This window comes from Arthrobacter sp. JSM 101049, from assembly GCF_041679245.1.
GTDB lineage: Bacteria > Actinomycetota > Actinomycetes > Actinomycetales > Micrococcaceae > Arthrobacter_H.
The window spans coordinates 321834-340740 of the sequence record NZ_JBGFFC010000002.1; the positions used below are offsets into that span (position 1 = coordinate 321834).

Genomic DNA, 18907 nt, shown 5'->3' on the forward strand with positions numbered 1-18907 from the left:
TTAGCGCCTGCGCGGCCGTTGGCCGCCGGGCGTCTGGCTTCCTACCGGCTGTGCGGCACCTCGTCCTCCGGCCGATCCCCGCGGCCGGATGCCCCGGTGTCGTCGGATGCCGTGGTGTCCTCTGGGGCCTGGGTGTCCTCGGGGGTCTTCCCCGGCGCCGGAACCGTCGGGTGCTGGTCCGGGGCGACGCGGATGCCGTACTGCGGCCGGCCGTCGGGCAGGTCCGAATAGGCCGCGCCCGTCCGCGGCGCCGCCGGGGTGCCGCCGGCACCGGTGCCTTCGGGGGCCGGAGTGGCCTCCGGCTGGTCCGCTCCCGCGGCGGCCGGCGGGGACGGCTGGGAGCCGGGCCGTGAGGCGGCGGAGGCACCGTCGTCGTGCCCGGTCCCGGCCGGGCTGCCGGGGTTTGCGGGGTTGGTGGTGTTCGCGGGGCCTTGGCGGGGCGGGGCCCAGGCGGGGTTCACCTGGCGCGCCTCCACGCGGCTCATGGGCAGCTTGGAGGCGAGCTGGCGGGCGGCGGCGGCGTGTTCGAAGCCGACGACGACGTCGTAGTTGGTGGCCATGACCTGGCTCGAGGAGGAGAAGTCGCGCTTGCCCTTGCGGAACGAGTAGCTGACCACCCCGACGATCATCCAGATGGCCATGCCCAGGCCGACGGAGGAGAGGATCTGCGCCAGCCCGCCGTTGGGGCCGAAGATGCTCAGGATCAGGCCGACGAAGATGCCGAACATGGCGCCCTGTGCCGCTCCGGCCATCGCGACCTTCGGGTAGCTCAGCTTGGCGGTGACGCGTTCGACGGTCTTCAGGTCGTTGCCGATGATGCTCACGCTGGCGACCGGGAAGTCGTGGTCGGCCAGGTAGTCGACCACCTTCTGCGCATCCAGGTAGGAGTCGTAGCGGCCCAGGATCTCCCCGCGCGGCAGGGTGAGGCGGGTGGAGGCGTTCGGTGTGGCGCCGGTCGATGAGCTCATGGTCCCATTCTGCCTTGCCGGGCGCCGGCGGTCAGGCGGTATCGCTGCTGGTGAACCGACCGCCGCGGGACCGTGCCGCCCCGGCCGACTGGACGCCAGGCAGTAGCCTAGGAGGGTGAGCAGCTCATCCAACAAGGTATTCATTGCCCGCCTGCTCGGCCTCGATGTCTTCGACCCCCTGGGCGACCGTCTGGGCCGGCTGCGGGATGTCGTCGTGTTCGACCGCGGCCCGGCCAAGCAGGCGCTCGGCGTCGGCCTGGTCGTGGAGGTGCCCGGCAAGAAGCGGGTGTTCGTGCCGATGACGCGCGTGCAGGCCATGGAAGCCAGCCAGATCATCTGCTCGGGGCTGGTGAACCTGCGGCGCTTCCAGCAACGCGGGGCCGAGACCCTGGTGGTCGCCGAGCTCTTCGACCGGGTGGTGGCGTTCACCGACGGGTCGGGCAGCGGGGTCGTGGAGGACATCGGGCTGCAGCAGCTGCGCAACGGGGACTGGGCGCTTTCCGACTACTACGTCCGCCGCGGCGAGCCCGCCGGGGGCTTCCGCGCCCTGCGCCGGCTCTCCCGCGGGCACCGGGTCCTGGTGGCCTGGGACGAGATCCAGCACGGCAACCGGGACGCCCCGCAGGCCGCCACCCAGTTCGTCGCAGCCCACGAGGAACTCAAGCCCGCCGACTTCGCCGAGGCGCTGCACGAAATGAGCGACAAGCGCCGCCTCGAAGTGGCCACCGAGCTGCAGGACGACCGGCTGGCCGATGTGCTGCAGGAACTGCCCGACGAGGAACAGGTGCAGATCCTGTCCTCCCTCGACATGGAACGCGCCGCCGTCGTGCTGGAGGAGATGGACCCGGACGACGCGGCCGACCTGCTCAACGAACTCGATGAGGGGCAGCAGGAGGCCCTGCTGCAGCTCATGGAGCCGGAGGAGGCCAAGGACGTGCGCCGCCTGCTCGAATACGAGGAGAACACGGCCGGGTCGATGATGACCCCGGTGCCGATCGTGCTCGCCCCCGAGACGACGGTCGCCGAAGCGCTGGCAAACGTGCGCCAGGAGGAGATCAGCCCCGCACTGGCCTCCAGCGTCTACGTGTGCCGCCCACCCCTGGAGACGCCCACCGGCAAGTACCTGGGCATGGTCCACATCCAGGCGCTGCTGCGCTACCCGCCGCCCGAACCCGTCGGCAACATCCTGGACACCGACCTCGAACCGGTTCTGGACGTGGCCGACATTTCCGAGGTCTCGCGCATGCTGGCCGCCTACAACCTCACCTCGCTGCCGGTGGTCAACCGCGACGGTCGGCTGGTCGGGGCGGTCACCGTCGACGACGTCCTGGACCACATCCTGCCCGAGGACTGGCGCACGCACGACGACGAGACAGACGCGAAGGGGGCTACGAGCCATGGCTGAGCAGAAGAACACCGGCAGCGGACTGGACACCCCGCTCCGGGCCCGGGCACGCCTCTGGCCGCGCGTGTCGCCGAACCCCGACGCGTTCGGCAAGGCCACCGAGGGCTTCGCCCGATTCATGGGCACCCCGCAGTTCCTGGTCTACATGTCGATCTTCTGCGTGTTCTGGCTGGGCTGGAACACCTGGGGGCCCGAGACGCTGCGGTTCGATTCGGCCGCCCTGGGGTTCACCGCCCTGACGCTCATGCTCTCGTTGCAGGCCTCCTACGCCGCCCCGCTGCTGCTGCTGGCCCAGAACCGGCAGGACGACCGCGACAAGGTCTCGCTGACCGAGGACCGCAACCGGGCAGAACGGAACCTGTACGACACCGAGTACCTGACCCGTGAGCTGGCGGCCCTGCGCATCGCCCTGCGCGACGTGGCCACCCGAGACTATGTGCGCAGCGAGCTGCGCTCGGCCCTGGAGGAACTCGTCGAGTCCAACGAGGGCGAGGACATCCGCCTGCGCGGCAAGGCACCGAAGAAGAAGGAAAAGGTCTCCGAGGCCACCACGTCGCTGCCGCGCGTGCGGCGCGGCCGGACGGGGCCCGCCGGGACCGACGGGACCGACGGGGCCGACGGGGCCGACGGGACCGACGGGAGCGCCGAGTAGGTTGGCCCCCACCAGTACCGATGCCCCCCTCGAGGCCGCCGTCCGCGACGCGCTGGCCACCGTCCAGGACCCCGAACTGCGCCGCCCGATCACCGAGCTCGGCATGGTCGATGCGGTGCGCGTGGATGCCGACGGCACCGCCCACGTCCACGTCCTGCTCACGATTTCGGGATGCCCACTGCGCAACACGATCGTGGAGGACACCACCTCCGCCGTCGGGGCGGTGGCCGGCATCGCCGCCGTGGACGTCCAGCTCGGCGTCATGACCCCGGAGCAGCGCGCGGCCCTGAAGGAGGGGCTGAAGCGCACCACCATCCCGTTCACCGAGCCCGGGTCGCTGACGCGGGTCATCGCGGTCGCCAGCGGCAAGGGCGGCGTGGGCAAGTCGAGCCTGACGGTCAACCTGGCCTGTGCGATGGCGGCCGACGGGTTGCGGGTGGGCATCATCGACGCGGACGTCCACGGGTTCTCGGTCCCGGGCCTGATGGGCATCACGCAGGCGCCGACCCGGGTGGACGAGATGATCCTGCCGCCGGTCGCCCACGGGGTGAAGGTCATCTCCATCGGCATGTTCGTCGACGGGAACCAGCCGGTTGTCTGGCGGGGGCCGATGCTCCACCGGGCACTGGAGCAGTTCCTCACGGACGTGCACTTCGGCGACCTGGACGTGCTGCTGCTGGACCTGCCCCCGGGGACCGGCGACGTCGCCATCTCCGTGGGACAGCTGCTGCCCGGGTCCTCGATCCTGGTGGCAACCACCCCGCAGGCCTCGGCCGCAGCGATTGCCGAACGCGCCGGCGCGTTGGCCTCCCAGACCGGCCAACAGGTCATCGGGGTGGTGGAGAACATGTCCTGGCTCGAATTGCCCGACGGCGAGCGGATGTACCCGTTCGGTTCCGGCGGCGGGGCCCGGCTGGCCGAGCGCCTCACCGCCTCACTGGGGACGCAGGTCCCCCTGCTCGGCGAGGTGCCCTTGGACCCGCGGCTGCGCGAGTGCGCCGATGCCGGATCCCCGGTCGTCATCGCGGCACCGGACACAGCGGCGGCCCGCGCCATCTCGGCCGTCGCCCGGTCGCTCTCCCACCGGCCGCGGGGCCTGGCAGGGCTCAACCTCGGGGTGACGCCCACCCGCGAGTGAGGCCCGCACGCGCCGGCCGGGCACGGGAAACCGCTCCCCTGGGGCGCAGGCGCTCAGGTGGCTTCGAGGTCGAAGGGCGCGCGTTCCCCGGCTTCCAGCGCTGCCCCACCCGGACGTACCGGTGCGGCCAGGGACTTCTGCTTCGGAGCCGGAAGCGGCTCACGGGCGGCGGCCACGACGTCGTCGGCATCGTCGAGCAGTGCGTCCTTGATGATCTTGCGCGGGTCGTACTGCCGCGGGTCGAGCTTGCGCCAGTCGATGTCGGCAATCTCGTCACCGACCTCCTCGCGCAGCTGTTCCTTGGCACCGGTGGCCATGCGGCGGACTTCCTTGACCAGGCGCGCCAATTGCTGCGCGTACACAGGGAGCTTGTCGGGGCCCAGCACGAAGACCGCCAACACCGCGAGAATGATGAACTCGCCACCGTTAATTCCGAACACGTCTAGAGATTACCCGTTCCGCGGCGTTGGCCCGAACCGGGCGCGCGAAGCCCGGCCGGCCTGCCCAGGGCCCTCCTGCTGGCGGTCCGCACCTAGTGGTCCGTGTCCAGGACCAGCAGGCGGGACATGCCGCGGCCCAGCCGCTCGACGATCCCCGGCGCCGTGGTGGACTGCGGGGCCAGCCGGGCATGTTCGGTGGCCACGACGCGGTCCACGACCGCCTCGGTGACCGGGGCATCCAGCGACGAACGCAGCGAGTAGGTGGCGGTGCGCATGTCCAATTGCGTCCCCCCGGCCACGGGGGCGACGCCGACGGTCTCGCCGTCGATGGTCCGCAGCTGCGGTGCCGACACGCCGGCAATCCGGGCGGTGGGCTGCTTGACGTCCGACGCGGGCCGGGCTAGCGGGGATTTCAGCAGGGAGATCCCGGGGGTGCGGGACTCGGTGAGGACCAGGTCGCCGTCGTTGCCGGTGAATTCGAGGGTGACGTGGTCGACGCCGTCGACCTTGCTCCCGGTGGCACGGACCAGTTCCAGGCCCGCGGCGCGCATGGTCGGGCAGTTCCATCCGGCAGCCCGCAGGTCGGCCAGATCCGAGCTGCTGAGCTCGGCGGCGGATTCGGACCACGGGCCGGCCACGGGTCCCCCTCCGGCGACCGGGTTGCGGACCGCTCCCCCGAGCACCCACGCGGCGCATACCACGGCCGCCAACATGGCCACGACCGCAGCTGTGGCGAGCGTGGGGGCCAGGCTGCGCAACCGCGAACTGTGCCCCTCGGCGTCGAGCGAGGCTGCGGAGAACACCGTGGGCGGCGTCGCGGTCCACGGGCTCTCGCGCAGGCGGCCGAGCAGCTCGTCGTCGGGAAGCCGGGCCTCGGGGACCTCGAAGCAGAGCGATTGCAGGCGCCGTTTCAGCCGGCGCCGGTCCTCCAACTGGAGACGGCAGTCGGCGCACTGGCCCACATGCCGTTCGAGGGCTCCGCGCTGGCCTGCATCGAGTTCGCCGTCGAGGTAGTCGTCGATCCGGCGGGCGTGTCGGTGGAACATCAGCGGGCCTGGGAAACCGCTGGCCCCACCTGTGCTCGGCTGCGGCTGGCGGGGGAATGCGGGGCGCGGTGCGAGAGCTTCACGCGGAGCTGCGAACGGCCGCGGTGGATCCGCGAGCGGACGGTACCCAGCTTGACCCCGAGCGCCTCGGCGACTTCCTCGTAGGACAGTCCCTCCAGATCGCACAGCACGACGGCGGCACGGAATTCCGGGGCCAGCTCGTCCAGTGCGCGCTGGATGTCGAGGTCGAGGTTGTTGTATTCGAAGGTCCGCTCCGGTCCCGGGTCCTTGCCGGGCAGGCGCGTCTCGGCGTCCTCGGCGAAGGCGTCGAAGCGGATCCGATTACGGCGCCGCGCCTGGTCCAGGAACAGGTTCGTGGTGATGCGATGGAGCCACCCGTCGATCGTGCCCGGAGTGAAATTGTGCAGCGACCGGAAGACCCGCACAAAGGTCTCCTGGGTCAGGTCCTCGGCGTCGTAGCGGTTGCCCGTCAAGCGGTAGGCCAGTCGGAAGACCTTGGCCGTGTGGTTCTGCACGATCTCGTCCCAGGAGGGCACGGCAAGGTCCTCGTCGGCACGCTGTCCTGCGGCGGCTTCTGCGGTGGGGGTCCGTTTGACAATCACGGTGTCAATTCTGTCCGATCATCCTGTGAGCTGCCTGTATTGCCACTGGGCAATTGCCCGCGCGCCCTGCTGCCGGGCGCGGCGCTAAGATGGTCCGGGACCGTCCAGTCCCCGCATCATCCCCACGATCCCCGAGGAAACATCCCACCCCATGAGCTCCGACAAGCACAGCAGCTGGTCCTATACCGAGGCACTGCCCGTCGAAGACGACGTGGTCACCCGTGCCCGCGAACGCGCCCATGAACTTGGCGTGGATCCCGTGGGACCCGGTGTCGCTGCGCTGCTGCAGGTGCTGGCGGCCAACTCGAAGGCGCGCACTGTGGTCGAGGTCGGTTCCGGGGTCGGGGTTTCCGGCGTCAGCCTGCTGCGCGGGCTGTCCGCCCAGGCGGTCTTCACCACCATCGACATCGACGTGGACCATCTCAATGCGGCCCGGCAGGCGTACCTGGATGCCGGCATCCCGGCCAACCGCACGCGCACCATCGGCGGTCGCGCCCGGGATGTCCTCCCCCGCCTGACCGACGGCGCGTACGACCTGGTGTTCATCGACGCCGACAAGCCCAACCTGGTGGAATACGCCGAACACGGCGTGCGCCTGCTGCGTGCCGGGGGGATGCTCATCATCAACGACGCGCTCGATCACGACCGCGTCCCGCAGCCGGCCGTCCGCGATCGCAGCACCGTGGCCGCCCGCCAGGTGGGGCGCCTGCTCCGCGAAAACGACGACTTGGCCGTTACGACGATACCGACCGGCAGCGGCCTGCTCCTGGCGGTCCGCACCGCCTAGCCGGCATGCAAAAGGCAGGAACGCGACTGCGGTCGTCGTTCCTGCCTTGTGCCGCCAGGCGGCGGGTCAGTCGGTGACGCCCACCAGGCAGGCCTTCAGCTCGGCCGCTTCGTCGGCGTTCAGCTCCACGACCAGGCGTCCCCCGCCGTCGATCGGCACCCGCATGATGAGGCTACGGCCTTCCTTGGTAACCTCCATCGGGCCATCCCCGGTACGCGGTTTCATCGCAGCCATTAATGCTGACTTCCTTCCTGGATGTCACGGTCCCACCGGGCCCGCGGATCGTCTCTGACGTGGAGGGCGAGCGCCTTCCCATCTTTTCAACCTGCACTTCACATTATTCCGGAGAATGGTTCGTGGTGCTAATCACAGACCCATGTCGTGTCGCCGCCAACTCGTCGTTGAGCCGTTCGATCTCGTCGGCGAGCGCCGCGAGGACCTCGTCCACCTGGTCGCAGCGGTACCCGCGCAGCCCCACGCCGAGGCGGAGCAGCGCGATGTCCTCCGCCGTCGGCCGTTCGGGCAGCAGCACGGCGGGCAACGACGGGACCGGCTCGGCCAGGCCGAGGACCAGTCCGCCCCGGGGAATCTCCGGTCCTGCATCCCCGCGCCGCCGTCCGACGGCGAGGAAGGCCACGGCCCCGACAAGCAGGACGGCGACGAAAACCAGCAGGTACTGCACCGCTAGTCGTCCCCGCCGGCCTGGTCCGCGCCGGTGGCCCACCACACTGCTTCCCCAATGTCGTCCGTCAGGCGCAGCAGGTCCAGGTCGGGGACGGAGACCGCCCCCTCGGCTGCCACGGTGTCCCGCAGCCAGTCGACCAGCGGGCGCCAATAATCCGTGCCGATCAGGATGATCGGGAAGCTGGTGACCTTCTGCGTCTGGACCAGGGTCAGCGCCTCGAAGAGTTCGTCCAAGGTGCCGAATCCGCCGGGCAGGACGATGAATCCCTGCGAGTACTTCACGAACATCGTCTTGCGGGCGAAGAAATATCGGAAGTTCACGCCGAGGTCGACCCACCGGTTCATGCCCGTCTCGAAGGGCAATTCGATCCCCAGGCCGACGGACACGGCCCCCGCTGCGGAGGCACCCTGGTTGGCCGCCTCCATGGCGCCGGGGCCGCCCCCGGTGATCACCGCGTACCCGGCTTCGCCCAGTAGCCGTCCGACCGCCACGGCCTGCTCGTACCGCTCCGTCCCCTGGGGCGTCCGGGCAGAGCCGAACACGCTGATGGCCGGCCCGAGGTCCGCCAAGGTGCCGAAACCCTCGACGAACTCGCTCTGGATGCGCAGCACCCGCCAGGGGTCGGTGTGGGTGAAATCCTCGCCCGCCGGACCCGATTGGAGGAGCTGGCGATCAGATTGGGCGACCTTGGCCTGGTCCCGGCGCAGGATCACCGCACCCTTGCGTCGGGCCGGTTCCTGGAGCGCTTCAGTGGTCTGACGTGGGTCTGGAGAGTCGGGCATGGAATCATGCTATCCCCGAGCCCGGGACAAACGGGCCGCGGAAAGTTTTTGTAAAGATTCGGTCACCAAGGCATGGGGGCTCCGTTGTGTCGCTGGTTACATCGGCTACTGTTCTGTGCATGAGCAATTCATCCCGCACTGACACCAAGGCGGCTGCCGGTTCACCGGTCGTCAGGCTCGAGAAGGTCAACAAGCACTACGGTGCGCTCCACGTCCTGCAGGACATCGACCTCGAGGTGGCCCGTGGCGAGGTGGTTGTCGTCCTTGGCCCCTCCGGCTCGGGCAAATCGACGCTCTGCCGCGCCATCAACAGGTTGGAGACCATTGATGATGGTTCCATCCGCATCGATGGCCAGGAGCTTCCCAAGGAGGGCAAGACGTTGGCGAAGCTCCGTGCCGATGTCGGGATGGTCTTCCAGTCCTTCAACCTCTTCGCCCACAAGTCCATCTTGGAAAACGTCACCCTGGGCCCGATCAAGGTCAAGGGCGTGAGGAAGTCCGAGGCGGAAAAGCTCGCCATGGAACTCCTCGAGCGCGTGGGCGTGGCCAACCAGAAGGACAAGCTTCCGGCCCAGCTCTCGGGTGGCCAGCAGCAGCGCGTGGCCATCGCCCGCGCGCTGGCCATGCGCCCGAAAGTCATGCTCTTCGATGAGCCGACCTCGGCATTGGACCCGGAGATGATCCAGGAAGTGCTGGACACGATGGTCGGCCTGGCCAAGGAGGGCATGACGATGATCGTCGTGACCCACGAAATGGGCTTCGCCCGCAAGGCGGCCGACCGGGTGGTGTTCATGGCCGACGGGCAGATCGTCGAGCAGTCGACCCCCACCGAGTTCTTCACCAACCCGCAGAGCGACCGGGCGAAGGACTTCCTCGGAAAGCTCATCACCAACCACTAAGCACGGGCTCCGGTCCGGATCACTCACCCCCGGGTTTCACTCCCCGGAAACAACACAAGGAGAAGCACATGCGCAAGACCGGTTATGCATTCGCCGCCATGGCAGCGGCGGCTGCCCTGACCCTGACCGCCTGCGGCGGCGGTTCGGGCGACGACGGCGGCGGCGACAAGGTCAAGATCGGCATCAAGTTCGACCAGCCCGGTCTCGGGTTCAAGGATGGCGACAACTACAAGGGATTCGACGTCGACGTCGCCAAGTACGTCGCCAACGAACTGGGCTACAAGGAAGACCAGATCGAATTCGTCTCCGCACCCTCGGCCAACCGCGAGACCATGCTGCAGAACAACCAGGTCGACATGATCTTCGCGACGTACTCGATCACCGATGAGCGCAAGAAGGTCGTCGATTTCGCCGGACCGTACTTCGTCGCCGGCCAGGACCTGCTGGTCAAGAAGGACAGCGACATCACCTCGCCCGAGGACCTCAACGGCAAGAACCTTTGCTCGGTCACCGGCTCGACCTCGGCCCGCAAGGTCAAGGAGAAGTACGCCTCCAAGGTCAACCTGCAGGAACTGCCCGGTTATGCCGAGTGCGTGACGCAGATGGCCGGCGGGACCATCGACGCGGTGACCACCGATGACATCATCCTCGCCGGCCTGGCCGCCCAGCCGGCCTACCAGGGCAAGTTCGAACTCGTCGGCAAGCCGTTCTCTGAAGAGCGCTACGGCGTTGGTCTGCCCAAGGGGTCGGACAAGTGCGAGGCCATCAACGAGGCGATCACCAAGATGATCGATTCCGGCGAATGGAAGAAGGCGCTGGAGTCCAACACCGAGGGCACCGGCTACACGCCGAATGCCAAGGTGAACCCGCCGAAGCCCGACGCCTGCGCCTAGCGGTTCCCCGCGACGCCCCACCAGCTGGCCCTGGGGCGTCACCAGCACCGGGTGGAGCCCATATCCTTGGGCTCCACCTGGTGTCCCGCCCCACGGTGCCGCCGACCCACGGCCACCCAGATAGAGGCAGACAGTGGATAATTACTTTTCAATCTTCACGGAATACGACATCCCCGGCGCGCTGTGGGTCAACATTCAGTTGACCTTCTTCGCCGCCATCGGGGCCCTGATCCTGGGCACCGTCCTGGCGATGATGCGGATTTCACCCGTTGCCAGCTTCGCGGCCATCGGGACCTCCTACGTCAACATCATCCGCAATACGCCGCTGACGATCATCATCCTGTTCGGCGTCCTGGCCCTGAACGGACAGCTGGGACTGAACCTGGGTGGCGGCTTCCAGGAGAACTTCTTCCGCCTGGCCATCATGGGACTGGCGATCTACCACGCGGCCTTCGTCTGCGAGGCCATCCGCTCCGGGGTGAACACGGTCCCGCTGGGCCAGGCCGAGGCGGCCCGCGCCATCGGCCTGGGGTTCCTTCCCGCAGCACGCATGGTGATCCTCCCGCAGGCCTTCCGCGGGGCCATCGTGCCGCTGGGCAACGTCTTGATTGCCCTCATCAAGAACTCGACGGTTGCGGCGGTCGGATCCGTCTCCATCGAAGCATCCTCGGTGATGCGCAACATGCTCGATGTCCGGGCCGACATCGTCATCCCGATCTTCCTCACCTTCGCCGTCGGATTCGTGATCATCGTGATCCCCGTTGGGCTGTTGACAACCTGGCTCTCCAAGAAACTGGCGGTGGCCCGATGAGCGCATCTGTACTGTTCGACACCCCCGGCCCCAAGGCACGGCGGAGCATCCTCGTCGTCAACGTCATCGGCGCCCTAGTCATCGTGGGCCTGCTGTGGTGGATCATTGCCGGTCTCGCGGCCAAGGGCCAGATGGAGCCCTCGCGCTGGGACGACTTCATCCAGGCGGATACCTGGACCGACTACCTGCTTCCCGGATTGGCCAACACGCTGAAGGCCGCAGCCCTGGCGATCGTCGGCTCGATCGTGTTCGGGCTGATCTTCGGCATCGGGCGCCTGTCGACGAACCCGCTGATCAACGTGGTCTGCTCGGTGATCGTGGAGTTCTTCCGCGCCGTCCCCGTGCTCTTGATGATCGTCTTCTTCAACATCTTCATCGCCCGTACGCTCGAGGTCAGTTCCAACAGCGCGATGTGGGCCGTCGTGGCCGCCCTGGTCTTCTACAACGGATCGGTGGTTGCCGAACTCATCCGGTCCGGCGTGCACAACCTCCCCAAGGGGCAACGTGAGGCGGGGATCGCCATCGGTCTGACCCGCGGGCAGTCACTGCGGCTCGTGGAGATCCCCCAGGCCCTGGTGGCCATGCTCCCGGCCTTGATCGGGCAATTCGTCGTCATCCTGAAGGACTCGGCGCTGGGTTACATCATCAGCTTCAACGAGCTCTTGTTCTACGGCAGGACGTACTCCTCGCCCAACGGCAACGTGCTGCAGGCATTGATCGTGGTTGCAGCGGTCTTCATCATCATCAACTTCACGCTCTCGAAGTTGGCGACCATCGTCTCGCGCCGGCTCTCCAGCCGCGGCGTGGGCAAGACCAAGGCCGGTGCCGCCGCCGTGGTGGGCGGTCCTGCGGGCCTGGAGGCTGTGGAGCCCGGCGGCGCGACCCGGCCGGACAAGGAAGAGTAGCGGGTCGCCCGGCGGCCGTCCCGCCGTTTCGCTGCAAGGGTCCCGACTCCATGGATCTGGTGTCGGGGCCCTTGCCGTGGGCGGTCATGCTACCGGGACGATCGGGGCGGTCCGCTCGTCCGGGCCTGGCCTCTCGGTATCAGGCGGAGAGCCACCGACGCAGGGCGTCGTGGCAGTCGTGGATGGCCTGCCCGGTCACGTGCTCGTTGTCGGAATGGGCCAGCAGCGCATCGCCCGGACCGAAATTCACCGCGGGGATGCCCAATTCGGAGAAGCGGGCGACATCGGTCCACCCGTATTTCGGCTTCGGCTCGGCTCCCACGGCAGCAACGAAGGCTGCTGCTGCCGGGTGGTTGAGCCCAGGTCGGGCCCCGGGGGCACCGTCGGTGCGCTCGAGGTCGTACCCCTCCAGCAGGGAGCGCACATGCGCCTCGGCCTGCTCGACGTCCTTGTTGGGTGCGAAGCGGTAGTTGATCTCCACTTCGGCCGCGTCCGGGATGACGTTGCCGGCCGTGCCGCCGGTGATGCGCACCGCGTTGAGGGATTCGCGGAAGGCCAGCCCGTCGACATCGACGGTCGCCGGTTCGTAGCCCTGCAGCCGCGCCAGGACGCCGGCCAGGTCGTGGATCGCATTGTGCCCCATCCAGGCGCGCGCGGAATGGGCGGCCGTGCCCCGGGTGCGCAGCATAAACCGGCTGGTTCCATTGCACCCGCCCTCCACGGTGCCGTTCGTGGGTTCCAGCAGGATCGCGAAGTCGGCTTCGAGCAGGTGCGGGGAGTTGCGGGCCAATCGTCCCAGGCCGGATTTCGAGGCCTCGACCTCTTCGTGGTCGTAGAAGATGAAGGTGATATCCCGGTTCGGTTCGGCCAGTCCCGCGGCGATGGCCAGCTGGACGGCGACTCCGCCTTTCATATCGGTGGCACCGCGCCCGTAGAGGACGTCACCGTCCCAGGCGGAGGGGACCGTGCCCCTGGAACCAGGTGTCGTCGGCAGCGGAACGGTGTCCAGGTGTCCGGCCAGGACGATGCGTTCGGGGCGGCCCAGATAAGTGCGGGCCACGATGGAATCGCCGTCACGGTGCACGTCGAGATGCGGCAGCGCGCGCAGGTAGCCCTCCACTGCATCGGCGACGCCGCGTTCGTTGCCGGAGACGGATTCGATATCCATCAGGGCCTGCGTGAGCAAGGCCACGTCGGAGCCGTCGGGCAAGGCGAGGCTGGCGATTCCGGGGGCGGGCACGGCGTCTTGTTCACTCACCGATCCAGCCTATCTCCTGCTGGCACCGCTACCATGGAAGGCATGACTTCCACCTCGGCCCAGCCCGCTTCTGCCCTGAATGACTCCGCCGCCCCGGTCCGCCTCGCCTCCGGCTGCGGCCTGGCCACCGTCGCCGCTGACGGCACGGTACTGGACGTCTGGTTTCCCGCTCCCGTCCTGGGTTCCCTGGATGAAGCCCCGCAGCTGTCCGGAGAGCTGATGGCGGCGGCTGTCGACGACGCCGACCGCGGCACCAGCCAGCGCGTCATGGAACTCGAAGTCAACCTCGATGTCGCCCCGGCCGATACGGCCGACGTCTGGCTGCGCCTGCACCTGTTGTCCCACCGGTTGGCTGCGCCGAACTCCATCAACCTCGACGGGATCTTCGGCTTCCTGGCCAACGTCGTCTGGACGAACTTCGGGCCGTGCCCCGTGGAGGACTTCGAGCGCACGCGCCTGCGGCTGCGGCGTCGCGGTGCCGTCGTTGTCTACGGCGTGGATAAGTTCCCCCGCATGGTCGACTACGTGCTGCCGCAGGGCGTGCGCATCGCCGATGCCGATCGCGTGCGCCTCGGTGCCCATCTGGCCGAGGGCACCACTGTCATGCACGAGGGCTTCGTGAACTTCAATGCCGGCACCCTGGGATCGTCCATGGTCGAGGGCCGCATCTCGGCCTCGGTCGTGGTCGGCAATGGTTCGGACGTGGGCGGCGGTGCCTCGATCATGGGCACCCTCTCCGGCGGCGGCAAGGAGAAGATCACCATCGGGGAACGGGTGCTGCTGGGCGCCAATTCCGGCGTGGGCATCTCCGTGGGCGACGATTCCGTCGTCGAGGCCGGCCTCTATGTCACCGCAGGCACCCGGGTCGAGCTCGGTGGACGCACCGTCAAGGCCCTGGAACTCTCCGGCGTTCCGAATCTGCTCTTCCGCCGCAATTCGACCACCGGAGCCGTCGAGGTCCTGGCCAGGGAGGGCCAGACCGTGGAACTGAATTCTGCCCTGCATGCCAACTGACCTGCGGGACAGCGTTTTCTCGCTGTCCACCCGTCCAGCCGGTGGACATCCCGGTGCCGGTCCGCTGCACCGGCGCCATCGTGGCCTCCGTGCCTTCATCGCCATCGTGTTGGGAATCGGCGTCGTCGGCGGGGGCGTCTATGCGGCTTCCCGCTTCCTCACCGAGCAGGAAACCCTTGTCCGGGAGCGCTGCACTGCGGTCGTGGGGCCGGACCAGCACCAGTTGGACCCGGACCAGGCGGCCAACGCCGCCCTGATCGCGGCGGTCGCCGTCAAACGCGGGATGCCCGCGCGCGCGGCGACGATCGGCATCGCCACCGCCGTGCAGGAGTCCAAGTTGCGCAACATCGACTACGGCGACCAGGCGGGCCCGGACTCGCGCGGGCTGTTCCAGCAGCGGCCGTCCCAGGGCTGGGGCACCACCGAACAGATCATGGACCCCCTCTATGCTGCCAATCGCTTCTACCAGGAGCTGGAGACGTTCGACTACCGCTCCATGCCCGTGACCGAGGCGGCCCAGAAGGTCCAGCGCAGCGCGTTCCCGGAGGCCTACGCCGACCACGAGCCGGAGGGCCGGGCCTATGCCTCGGCGTTAACGGGGTACTCCCCCGCGTCGCTGAATTGCATCCTGCGCCGGCCGACGGCCGCCGGCGACCCGGCGGCTACGGCGGATCGGCTGACGGCTGCCTTCGGCGACCTGCCATTGTCCGTCGGACGGCACAGCCTCTCCATCGCCGCCTCGGATCGGCTGGGCTGGTCCGTCGCGCAGTGGGCGGTGGCCAATGCCTCCGCCGAGCAGATCACCTCGGTCAGCAATTCGGGACTGTTGTGGAACCGGGCCGAGCGCGAGTGGGTACCGGCGACCGCGGAGGACTCCCGGGTGGTCATCACCTTCGCCGACGCGGCCCAGTAGCCCCGCTGGGCGGCTCTGCTAGAGCATGAAGCGGATCACCGGCTCCAGGAAGCTCCGATAGAGCTCGGCATCACGGGGCAGGTCCTGGCTGAGGATGACGGTGCCGGGATCAACGAACCAGGCCCTGCGTTGGGCCAGCGGAAGTTCCACCATCTTCAACTGCATCGGGCGCGGCTCCCGCTCCAGTTCCAGCGCCCGCTCGGTGATCATCTGTTCGAGCATCCTCCGGCGGCCGGTGGCGTGGTGTTCGGCGCTGACCCGGGAGTATTCCGCCAGGCGTTCACGGCTCCAGCTCAAGGCGGAACCGTAATGGGCGCGCAGAAGCCGCTGCAGCGTCGGCGAGTCGGCGAAGAAGGCGAAGCCCGGTGGGGAGAACGCCGTCTCCTCCCTTTCGTCGTGGTGCAGGATCCGATGCCACCAGTCCTGCCATTCCTGCCGCAGCTCCGCGGCGTGGTAGCCGGAGAACTCGGCGGCGGCATGGGGTTTGACGGCGGGGGCCAACCGGGCGATCGCCGGCAGTCCGGGGTGCTCGATGCCGGCCAGGTCTCGGACGTACAGGGCCAGCAGCATCTGCCCGTGACTCTGCGCCGAAACGTGCCATCCGTCCCCACGGAATTCGTACATGCGGTCGTCCTTTGTCCGGGAACCCCTTCCAGAATAGGCCCGTCCCCCGGATCCGGGTAGCACCGCGCCAAAACGGCGGCCACCTCCCAGGGGAGACGGCCGCCGTCATGCTCGAAGGCAGTTCCGGATCAGTTGCCCGGGTAGCTGCGCTCGGGCTCGCCCACGTAGAGCTGGCGCGGGCGCCCGATCTTCAGTCCGGGATCCTGGATCATCTCGCGCCACTGGGCGATCCAGCCGGGCAGGCGGCCGATGGCGAACAGGACGGTGAACATCTTCTCCGGGAAGCCCATGGCCTTGTAGATCAGGCCGGTGTAGAAGTCGACGTTCGGGTAGAGCTTGCGCTCGATGAAGTAGTCGTCCGCGAGGGCCTTCTCCTCCAGGCGCATGGCGATGTCGAGCAGTTCGTCGTTGCCGCCGAGCTTGCCCAGGATGTCGTGGGCGGTGGCCTTGATGATCTTCGCGCGCGGGTCGTAGTTCTTGTAGACCCGGTGACCGAAGCCCATGAGGCGGACGCCGTCTTCCTTGTTCTTGACCTTCTCCATGAAGTCCTCGGGCTTGATGCCGTCGGCCTTGATGGTGCGCAGCATCTTCAGCACGGCCTCGTTGGCGCCGCCGTGGGCGGGGCCGAAGAGGGCGCTGATGCCCGCGGAGATGGAAGCGAACATGTTGGCGTTCGAGGAGCCGACGAGGCGGACGGTGGAGGTCGAGCAGTTCTGCTCGTGGTCCGCGTGCAGGATCAGCAGCTGGTCCAGCGCCTTGACCAGGTCCGGGTCCAGGTCGTACGGTTCGGCGGCGATGCCGAAGTTCAGCCGCATGAAGTTCTCGACCAGGTTCATCGAGTTGTCCGGGTAGAGCAGGGCCTGGCCGACGGACTTCTTGTGGGCGTAGGCGGCGATGACCGGGACCTTGGCCAGCAGGCGGATGGTGGAGAGCTCGACCTGTTCATCGTCGAAGGGGTCCAGCGAGTCCTGGTACCAGGTCGACAGGGCGGAGACGGCCGAGGAGAGCACGGGCATCGGGTGCGCCTCGCGCGGGAAGCCGCCGAAGAAGCCCTTGAGCTCCTCGTGCAGCAGGGTGTGGCGGCGGATCTTCTGGTCGAACTCCTCCAGCTCCGTTGCCGACGGGAGATTCCCGTAGATCAACAGGTACGAGGTCTCCAGGAAGCTGGACTGCTGGGCCAGCTGTTCGATCGGGTAGCCGCGGTAGCGCAGGATCCCGGCGTCGCCGTCGATGTAGGTGATGGCCGACTTGGTGGCCGCGGTGTTCATGAAACCGGGATCGTAGGTGACGTTGCCGGTGCCCTTGAGCAGGGACGCGACGTCGAAGCCGTCATTTCCCTCGGAGGCGGACACCACCGGCAGCTCCAGCTCGTTTCCCGCATACGCCAGGCGGGCGGAATTGTTATCCGTCATGGTTTCTCCTTACCGGAGTACAGAGTTGTACAAACAGGCAATAATCAGGCCCCACGCTACCGCTACGGGGCCCCGGTGCACTAATTGGCGCGACGTCCTGCGGCGTGCGCCGCACCCTCCAGACGGTCCGCCGCAGCGGCGATGCGTTCATCGGTCGCGGTCAGCGCGATGCGCACATAGCCGTTGCCGGCCTCGCCATAGAAGGTGCCAGGACCGGCAACGATCCCCAGGTCGGCCAGCCGCCCGATGGTCGTCCAGGTGTCCTCCCCGGCCGTCGCCCAGAGGTAGAGACCGGCCTCGGAATGGTCGATGCGCAGGCCGAAGGCCTCCAGGGCCGGAACCAGCTGCCGGCGGCGTTCGCGGTAGCGGTCCTTCTGTTCGGCCACGTGGACATCGTCGGACAGGGCCACCCGCATGGCCTCCTGGACGGGGTACGGGACGATCATGCCCGCGTGCTTGCGCGAATTGACCAGATGCGGCATGAGCTCCGGTGCCCCGGCGACGAAGGCGGCACGGTACCCGGCGAGGTTCGACTGCTTGGAGAGCGAGTAGACGGACAACAGGCCCGTGTGGTCGCCGCCGCTGACGCGGTCGTCGAGGACACCGGGGATGGCCGCCCCGTCCCAGGCGCCCCACCCCAGCTCGGCGTAGCACTCGTCCGAAGCGACCACGGCACCGAGCCCGCGGGCTTGGGCCACGAGTGTCCTCAGCGATTCGATGTCGCGCACGATCCCGGTCGGATTGCCGGGCGAGTTCACCCAGACCAGCTTCACCCGCGCGCGCACGGCCGGGTCGAGGGCCTCGAGATCGTCGGCGGCAACCGCCTCGGCGCCGACCAGGCAGGCGCCGATGTCGTAGGTAGGGTAGGCGACCGTCGGGCGGATGACGACGTCGCCGGCCCCCAGGCCCAGCAGCAGGGGCAGCCAGGCGACGAGTTCCTTGGAGCCGACGGTCGGCATGACGTGCGCCGGGTCCAGCCCCGAGGCGTTGCGCCGGCGGGCGTACCAGTCGGAGATCGCCTGGCGCAGCGCCGGGGTGCCGTGCGTGGTCGGGTAGCCGGGGGCGTCGGCTGCCGCCGCCAAGGCCTCGCGGATGAGCGCGGGTGTCGGGTCGACCGGGGTGCCGATGGACAGGTTCACCACGCCGTCCGGGTGCCGGCGGGCCCTTTCCTGGTAGGGCGCCAGCGCGTCCCACGGGTAGTCGGGCAGGATCAGCATGCGGGCCGCCGGGGCTCAGGCACCGGCCTGCGGCGGCAGGGCGGCGATGATCGGGTGGTCCGTGTGCGTGTTGCCGATCTTCGCCGCGCCGCCTGGCGATCCGAGCTCATCGAAGAACTCGACATTGGCCTTGTAGTATTCGGCCCATTCCTCCGGGGTGTCGTCCTCGTAGTAGATGGCCTCCACCGGGCAGACCGGTTCACAGGCACCGCAGTCCACGCATTCATCCGGGTGGATGTAGAGGGAGCGCTCCCCCTCGTAGATGCAGTCGACGGGGCATTCCTCGACGCAGGCTTTGTCCTTCACGTCCACGCACGGCTGCGCGATGATGTACGTCACGGTACCCGGGGCCTTCCTTTGCTGTTCGCCTCAAATCCTCGCGGTGTCCAACGACGCCGCCACCGTCCAGCTTAGTCCCGAACGGGCCGTGGCACC

General features: G+C 68.3%; 22 protein-coding genes. 10 read left to right on the top strand and 12 right to left on the bottom strand.

Annotation, left to right across the window (positions count from 1 at the left end; translation table 11 throughout):
• Positions 1-41: 41 nt before the first annotated feature.
• Entirely contained in the window at positions 42-968 is a 927-nt protein-coding gene (locus AB8M85_RS06575; RefSeq protein WP_372697978.1) for a general stress protein, read from the bottom strand.
• 115 nt (positions 969-1083) lie between these two features.
• Here AB8M85_RS06575 and AB8M85_RS06580 point away from each other — a divergent pair, with 115 nt between their 5' ends.
• Genes AB8M85_RS06580 through AB8M85_RS06590 form a run of 3 tightly spaced genes read left to right on the top strand, consistent with a single transcriptional unit; the run spans position 1084 to position 4163 of the window.
• A complete protein-coding gene (locus AB8M85_RS06580) occupies positions 1084-2373 on the top strand; it encodes a magnesium transporter MgtE N-terminal domain-containing protein (RefSeq protein WP_372697979.1) in 1290 nt (429 codons plus the stop codon).
• Positions 2366-3025, top strand: a complete 660-nt coding sequence (locus AB8M85_RS06585; RefSeq protein ID WP_372697980.1) for a DUF1003 domain-containing protein — start codon at positions 2366-2368, stop codon at positions 3023-3025. The genes AB8M85_RS06580 and AB8M85_RS06585 overlap by 8 nt, the downstream gene beginning before the upstream one ends.
• A gap of 1 nt (position 3026) precedes the next feature.
• Positions 3027-4163 carry a P-loop NTPase gene (locus tag AB8M85_RS06590; RefSeq protein WP_372697981.1) on the top strand — a complete coding sequence of 379 codons (1137 nt, stop codon included), beginning with the start codon at positions 3027-3029 and terminating at the stop codon, positions 4161-4163.
• 53 nt (positions 4164-4216) lie between these two features.
• Here AB8M85_RS06590 and AB8M85_RS06595 read toward each other — a convergent pair whose 3' ends face one another.
• The 3 genes from AB8M85_RS06595 to sigE form a co-directional block, all read right to left on the bottom strand.
• Positions 4217-4603: a sec-independent translocase gene (locus AB8M85_RS06595; protein ID WP_372697982.1), complete on the bottom strand. Its 387-nt coding sequence runs from the start codon at positions 4601-4603 to the stop codon at positions 4217-4219.
• A gap of 92 nt (positions 4604-4695) precedes the next feature.
• Positions 4696-5649, bottom strand: a complete 954-nt coding sequence (locus tag AB8M85_RS06600) for an anti-sigma factor (RefSeq protein WP_372697983.1) — start codon at positions 5647-5649, stop codon at positions 4696-4698.
• Positions 5649-6269, bottom strand: coding sequence for an RNA polymerase sigma factor SigE (sigE, locus tag AB8M85_RS06605; protein WP_372698540.1), 621 nt, complete (start codon positions 6267-6269; stop codon positions 5649-5651). The genes AB8M85_RS06600 and sigE overlap by 1 nt, the downstream gene beginning before the upstream one ends.
• A 154-nt stretch (positions 6270-6423) precedes the next feature.
• Between sigE and AB8M85_RS06610 the strand changes: the two genes are divergently transcribed.
• A complete protein-coding gene (locus AB8M85_RS06610; protein WP_372697984.1) occupies positions 6424-7059 on the top strand; it encodes an O-methyltransferase in 636 nt (211 codons plus the stop codon).
• A gap of 66 nt (positions 7060-7125) precedes the next feature.
• Here the strand turns inward: AB8M85_RS06610 and AB8M85_RS06615 are convergent, their stop codons facing one another.
• The 3 genes from AB8M85_RS06615 to AB8M85_RS06625 form a co-directional block, all read right to left on the bottom strand.
• Positions 7126-7293 carry a DUF3117 domain-containing protein gene (locus AB8M85_RS06615; RefSeq protein WP_372697985.1) on the bottom strand — a complete coding sequence of 56 codons (168 nt, stop codon included), beginning with the start codon at positions 7291-7293 and terminating at the stop codon, positions 7126-7128.
• A 103-nt stretch (positions 7294-7396) separates the two neighbouring features.
• Positions 7397-7741 (bottom strand): DivIVA domain-containing protein, encoded by a 345-nt coding sequence (locus AB8M85_RS06620; protein WP_372697986.1) that lies wholly within the window; start codon positions 7739-7741, stop codon positions 7397-7399.
• A 2-nt stretch (positions 7742-7743) separates the two neighbouring features.
• Positions 7744-8526 (bottom strand): TIGR00730 family Rossman fold protein, encoded by a 783-nt coding sequence (locus AB8M85_RS06625; RefSeq protein WP_372697987.1) that lies wholly within the window; start codon positions 8524-8526, stop codon positions 7744-7746.
• 119 nt (positions 8527-8645) lie between these two features.
• On the opposite strand from AB8M85_RS06625, the gene AB8M85_RS06630 reads away from it, so the two are divergent.
• The 4 genes from AB8M85_RS06630 (at position 8646) to AB8M85_RS06645 (ending at position 12034) form a co-directional block, all read left to right on the top strand.
• Positions 8646-9425 (top strand): amino acid ABC transporter ATP-binding protein, encoded by a 780-nt coding sequence (locus tag AB8M85_RS06630; RefSeq protein WP_372697988.1) that lies wholly within the window; start codon positions 8646-8648, stop codon positions 9423-9425.
• A gap of 68 nt (positions 9426-9493) precedes the next feature.
• The gene (locus AB8M85_RS06635) at positions 9494-10318 is read left to right on the top strand and encodes a glutamate ABC transporter substrate-binding protein (RefSeq protein WP_372697989.1); all 825 of its coding nucleotides are present in this window, start codon (positions 9494-9496) and stop codon (positions 10316-10318) included.
• A gap of 133 nt (positions 10319-10451) precedes the next feature.
• On the top strand, positions 10452-11129 hold the full coding sequence (locus AB8M85_RS06640) for an amino acid ABC transporter permease (protein ID WP_372697990.1): 678 nt from the start codon (positions 10452-10454) through the stop codon (positions 11127-11129).
• Positions 11126-12034 carry an amino acid ABC transporter permease gene (locus AB8M85_RS06645; protein ID WP_372697991.1) on the top strand — a complete coding sequence of 303 codons (909 nt, stop codon included), beginning with the start codon at positions 11126-11128 and terminating at the stop codon, positions 12032-12034. Before AB8M85_RS06640 ends, AB8M85_RS06645 begins: the two co-directional genes overlap by 4 nt.
• 139 nt (positions 12035-12173) lie before the next feature.
• Here the strand turns inward: AB8M85_RS06645 and dapE are convergent, their stop codons facing one another.
• Positions 12174-13292, bottom strand: coding sequence for a succinyl-diaminopimelate desuccinylase (dapE, locus tag AB8M85_RS06650; RefSeq protein ID WP_372697992.1), 1119 nt, complete (start codon positions 13290-13292; stop codon positions 12174-12176).
• 42 nt (positions 13293-13334) lie between these two features.
• On the opposite strand from dapE, the gene dapD reads away from it, so the two are divergent.
• Positions 13335-14306, top strand: coding sequence for a 2,3,4,5-tetrahydropyridine-2,6-dicarboxylate N-succinyltransferase (gene dapD, locus AB8M85_RS06655; protein WP_372697993.1), 972 nt, complete (start codon positions 13335-13337; stop codon positions 14304-14306).
• Entirely contained in the window at positions 14296-15219 is a 924-nt protein-coding gene (locus AB8M85_RS06660; RefSeq protein ID WP_372697994.1) for a hypothetical protein, read from the top strand. The genes dapD and AB8M85_RS06660 overlap by 11 nt, the downstream gene beginning before the upstream one ends.
• Positions 15220-15237: 18 nt before the next feature.
• On the opposite strand, the gene AB8M85_RS06665 is transcribed toward AB8M85_RS06660, so the two are convergent.
• From AB8M85_RS06665 to fdxA, 4 genes are all read right to left on the bottom strand, one after another.
• Complete coding sequence (locus AB8M85_RS06665) at positions 15238-15843, bottom strand: hypothetical protein (RefSeq protein WP_372697995.1); 606 nt, start codon at positions 15841-15843, stop codon at positions 15238-15240.
• 128 nt (positions 15844-15971) lie between these two features.
• Complete coding sequence (locus AB8M85_RS06670; protein ID WP_372697996.1) at positions 15972-17255, bottom strand: citrate synthase; 1284 nt, start codon at positions 17253-17255, stop codon at positions 15972-15974.
• 80 nt (positions 17256-17335) lie between these two features.
• Positions 17336-18472, bottom strand: coding sequence for a succinyldiaminopimelate transaminase (gene dapC / locus AB8M85_RS06675; RefSeq protein WP_372697997.1), 1137 nt, complete (start codon positions 18470-18472; stop codon positions 17336-17338).
• Positions 18473-18487: 15 nt separating this feature from the next.
• On the bottom strand, positions 18488-18811 hold the full coding sequence (gene fdxA, locus AB8M85_RS06680; RefSeq protein ID WP_372697998.1) for a ferredoxin: 324 nt from the start codon (positions 18809-18811) through the stop codon (positions 18488-18490).
• Positions 18812-18907 lie beyond the last annotated feature (96 nt).

What these genes read in the sequence shown, in the direction of transcription:
- AB8M85_RS06660 (WP_372697994.1), top strand. Translation starts at nt 14,296, where the DNA reads ATGCCAACTGACCTGCGGGACAGCGTTTTCTCGCTGTCCACCCGTCCA.
- AB8M85_RS06645 (WP_372697991.1), top strand. Translation starts at nt 11,126, where the DNA reads ATGAGCGCATCTGTACTGTTCGACACCCCCGGCCCCAAGGCACGGCGG.
- AB8M85_RS06625 (WP_372697987.1), bottom strand. Translation starts at nt 8,526, where the DNA reads ATGCCCGACTCTCCAGACCCACGTCAGACCACTGAAGCGCTCCAGGAA.
- AB8M85_RS06585 (WP_372697980.1), top strand. Translation starts at nt 2,366, where the DNA reads ATGGCTGAGCAGAAGAACACCGGCAGCGGACTGGACACCCCGCTCCGG.
- AB8M85_RS06610 (WP_372697984.1), top strand. Translation starts at nt 6,424, where the DNA reads ATGAGCTCCGACAAGCACAGCAGCTGGTCCTATACCGAGGCACTGCCC.
- dapD (WP_372697993.1), top strand. Translation starts at nt 13,335, where the DNA reads ATGACTTCCACCTCGGCCCAGCCCGCTTCTGCCCTGAATGACTCCGCC.
- AB8M85_RS06575 (WP_372697978.1), bottom strand. Translation starts at nt 968, where the DNA reads ATGAGCTCATCGACCGGCGCCACACCGAACGCCTCCACCCGCCTCACC.
- AB8M85_RS06665 (WP_372697995.1), bottom strand. Translation starts at nt 15,843, where the DNA reads ATGTACGAATTCCGTGGGGACGGATGGCACGTTTCGGCGCAGAGTCAC.
- AB8M85_RS06630 (WP_372697988.1), top strand. Translation starts at nt 8,646, where the DNA reads ATGAGCAATTCATCCCGCACTGACACCAAGGCGGCTGCCGGTTCACCG.
- AB8M85_RS06615 (WP_372697985.1), bottom strand. Translation starts at nt 7,293, where the DNA reads ATGGCTGCGATGAAACCGCGTACCGGGGATGGCCCGATGGAGGTTACC.
- AB8M85_RS06670 (WP_372697996.1), bottom strand. Translation starts at nt 17,255, where the DNA reads ATGACGGATAACAATTCCGCCCGCCTGGCGTATGCGGGAAACGAGCTG.
- AB8M85_RS06635 (WP_372697989.1), top strand. Translation starts at nt 9,494, where the DNA reads ATGCGCAAGACCGGTTATGCATTCGCCGCCATGGCAGCGGCGGCTGCC.
- dapC (WP_372697997.1), bottom strand. Translation starts at nt 18,472, where the DNA reads ATGCTGATCCTGCCCGACTACCCGTGGGACGCGCTGGCGCCCTACCAG.
- AB8M85_RS06600 (WP_372697983.1), bottom strand. Translation starts at nt 5,649, where the DNA reads ATGTTCCACCGACACGCCCGCCGGATCGACGACTACCTCGACGGCGAA.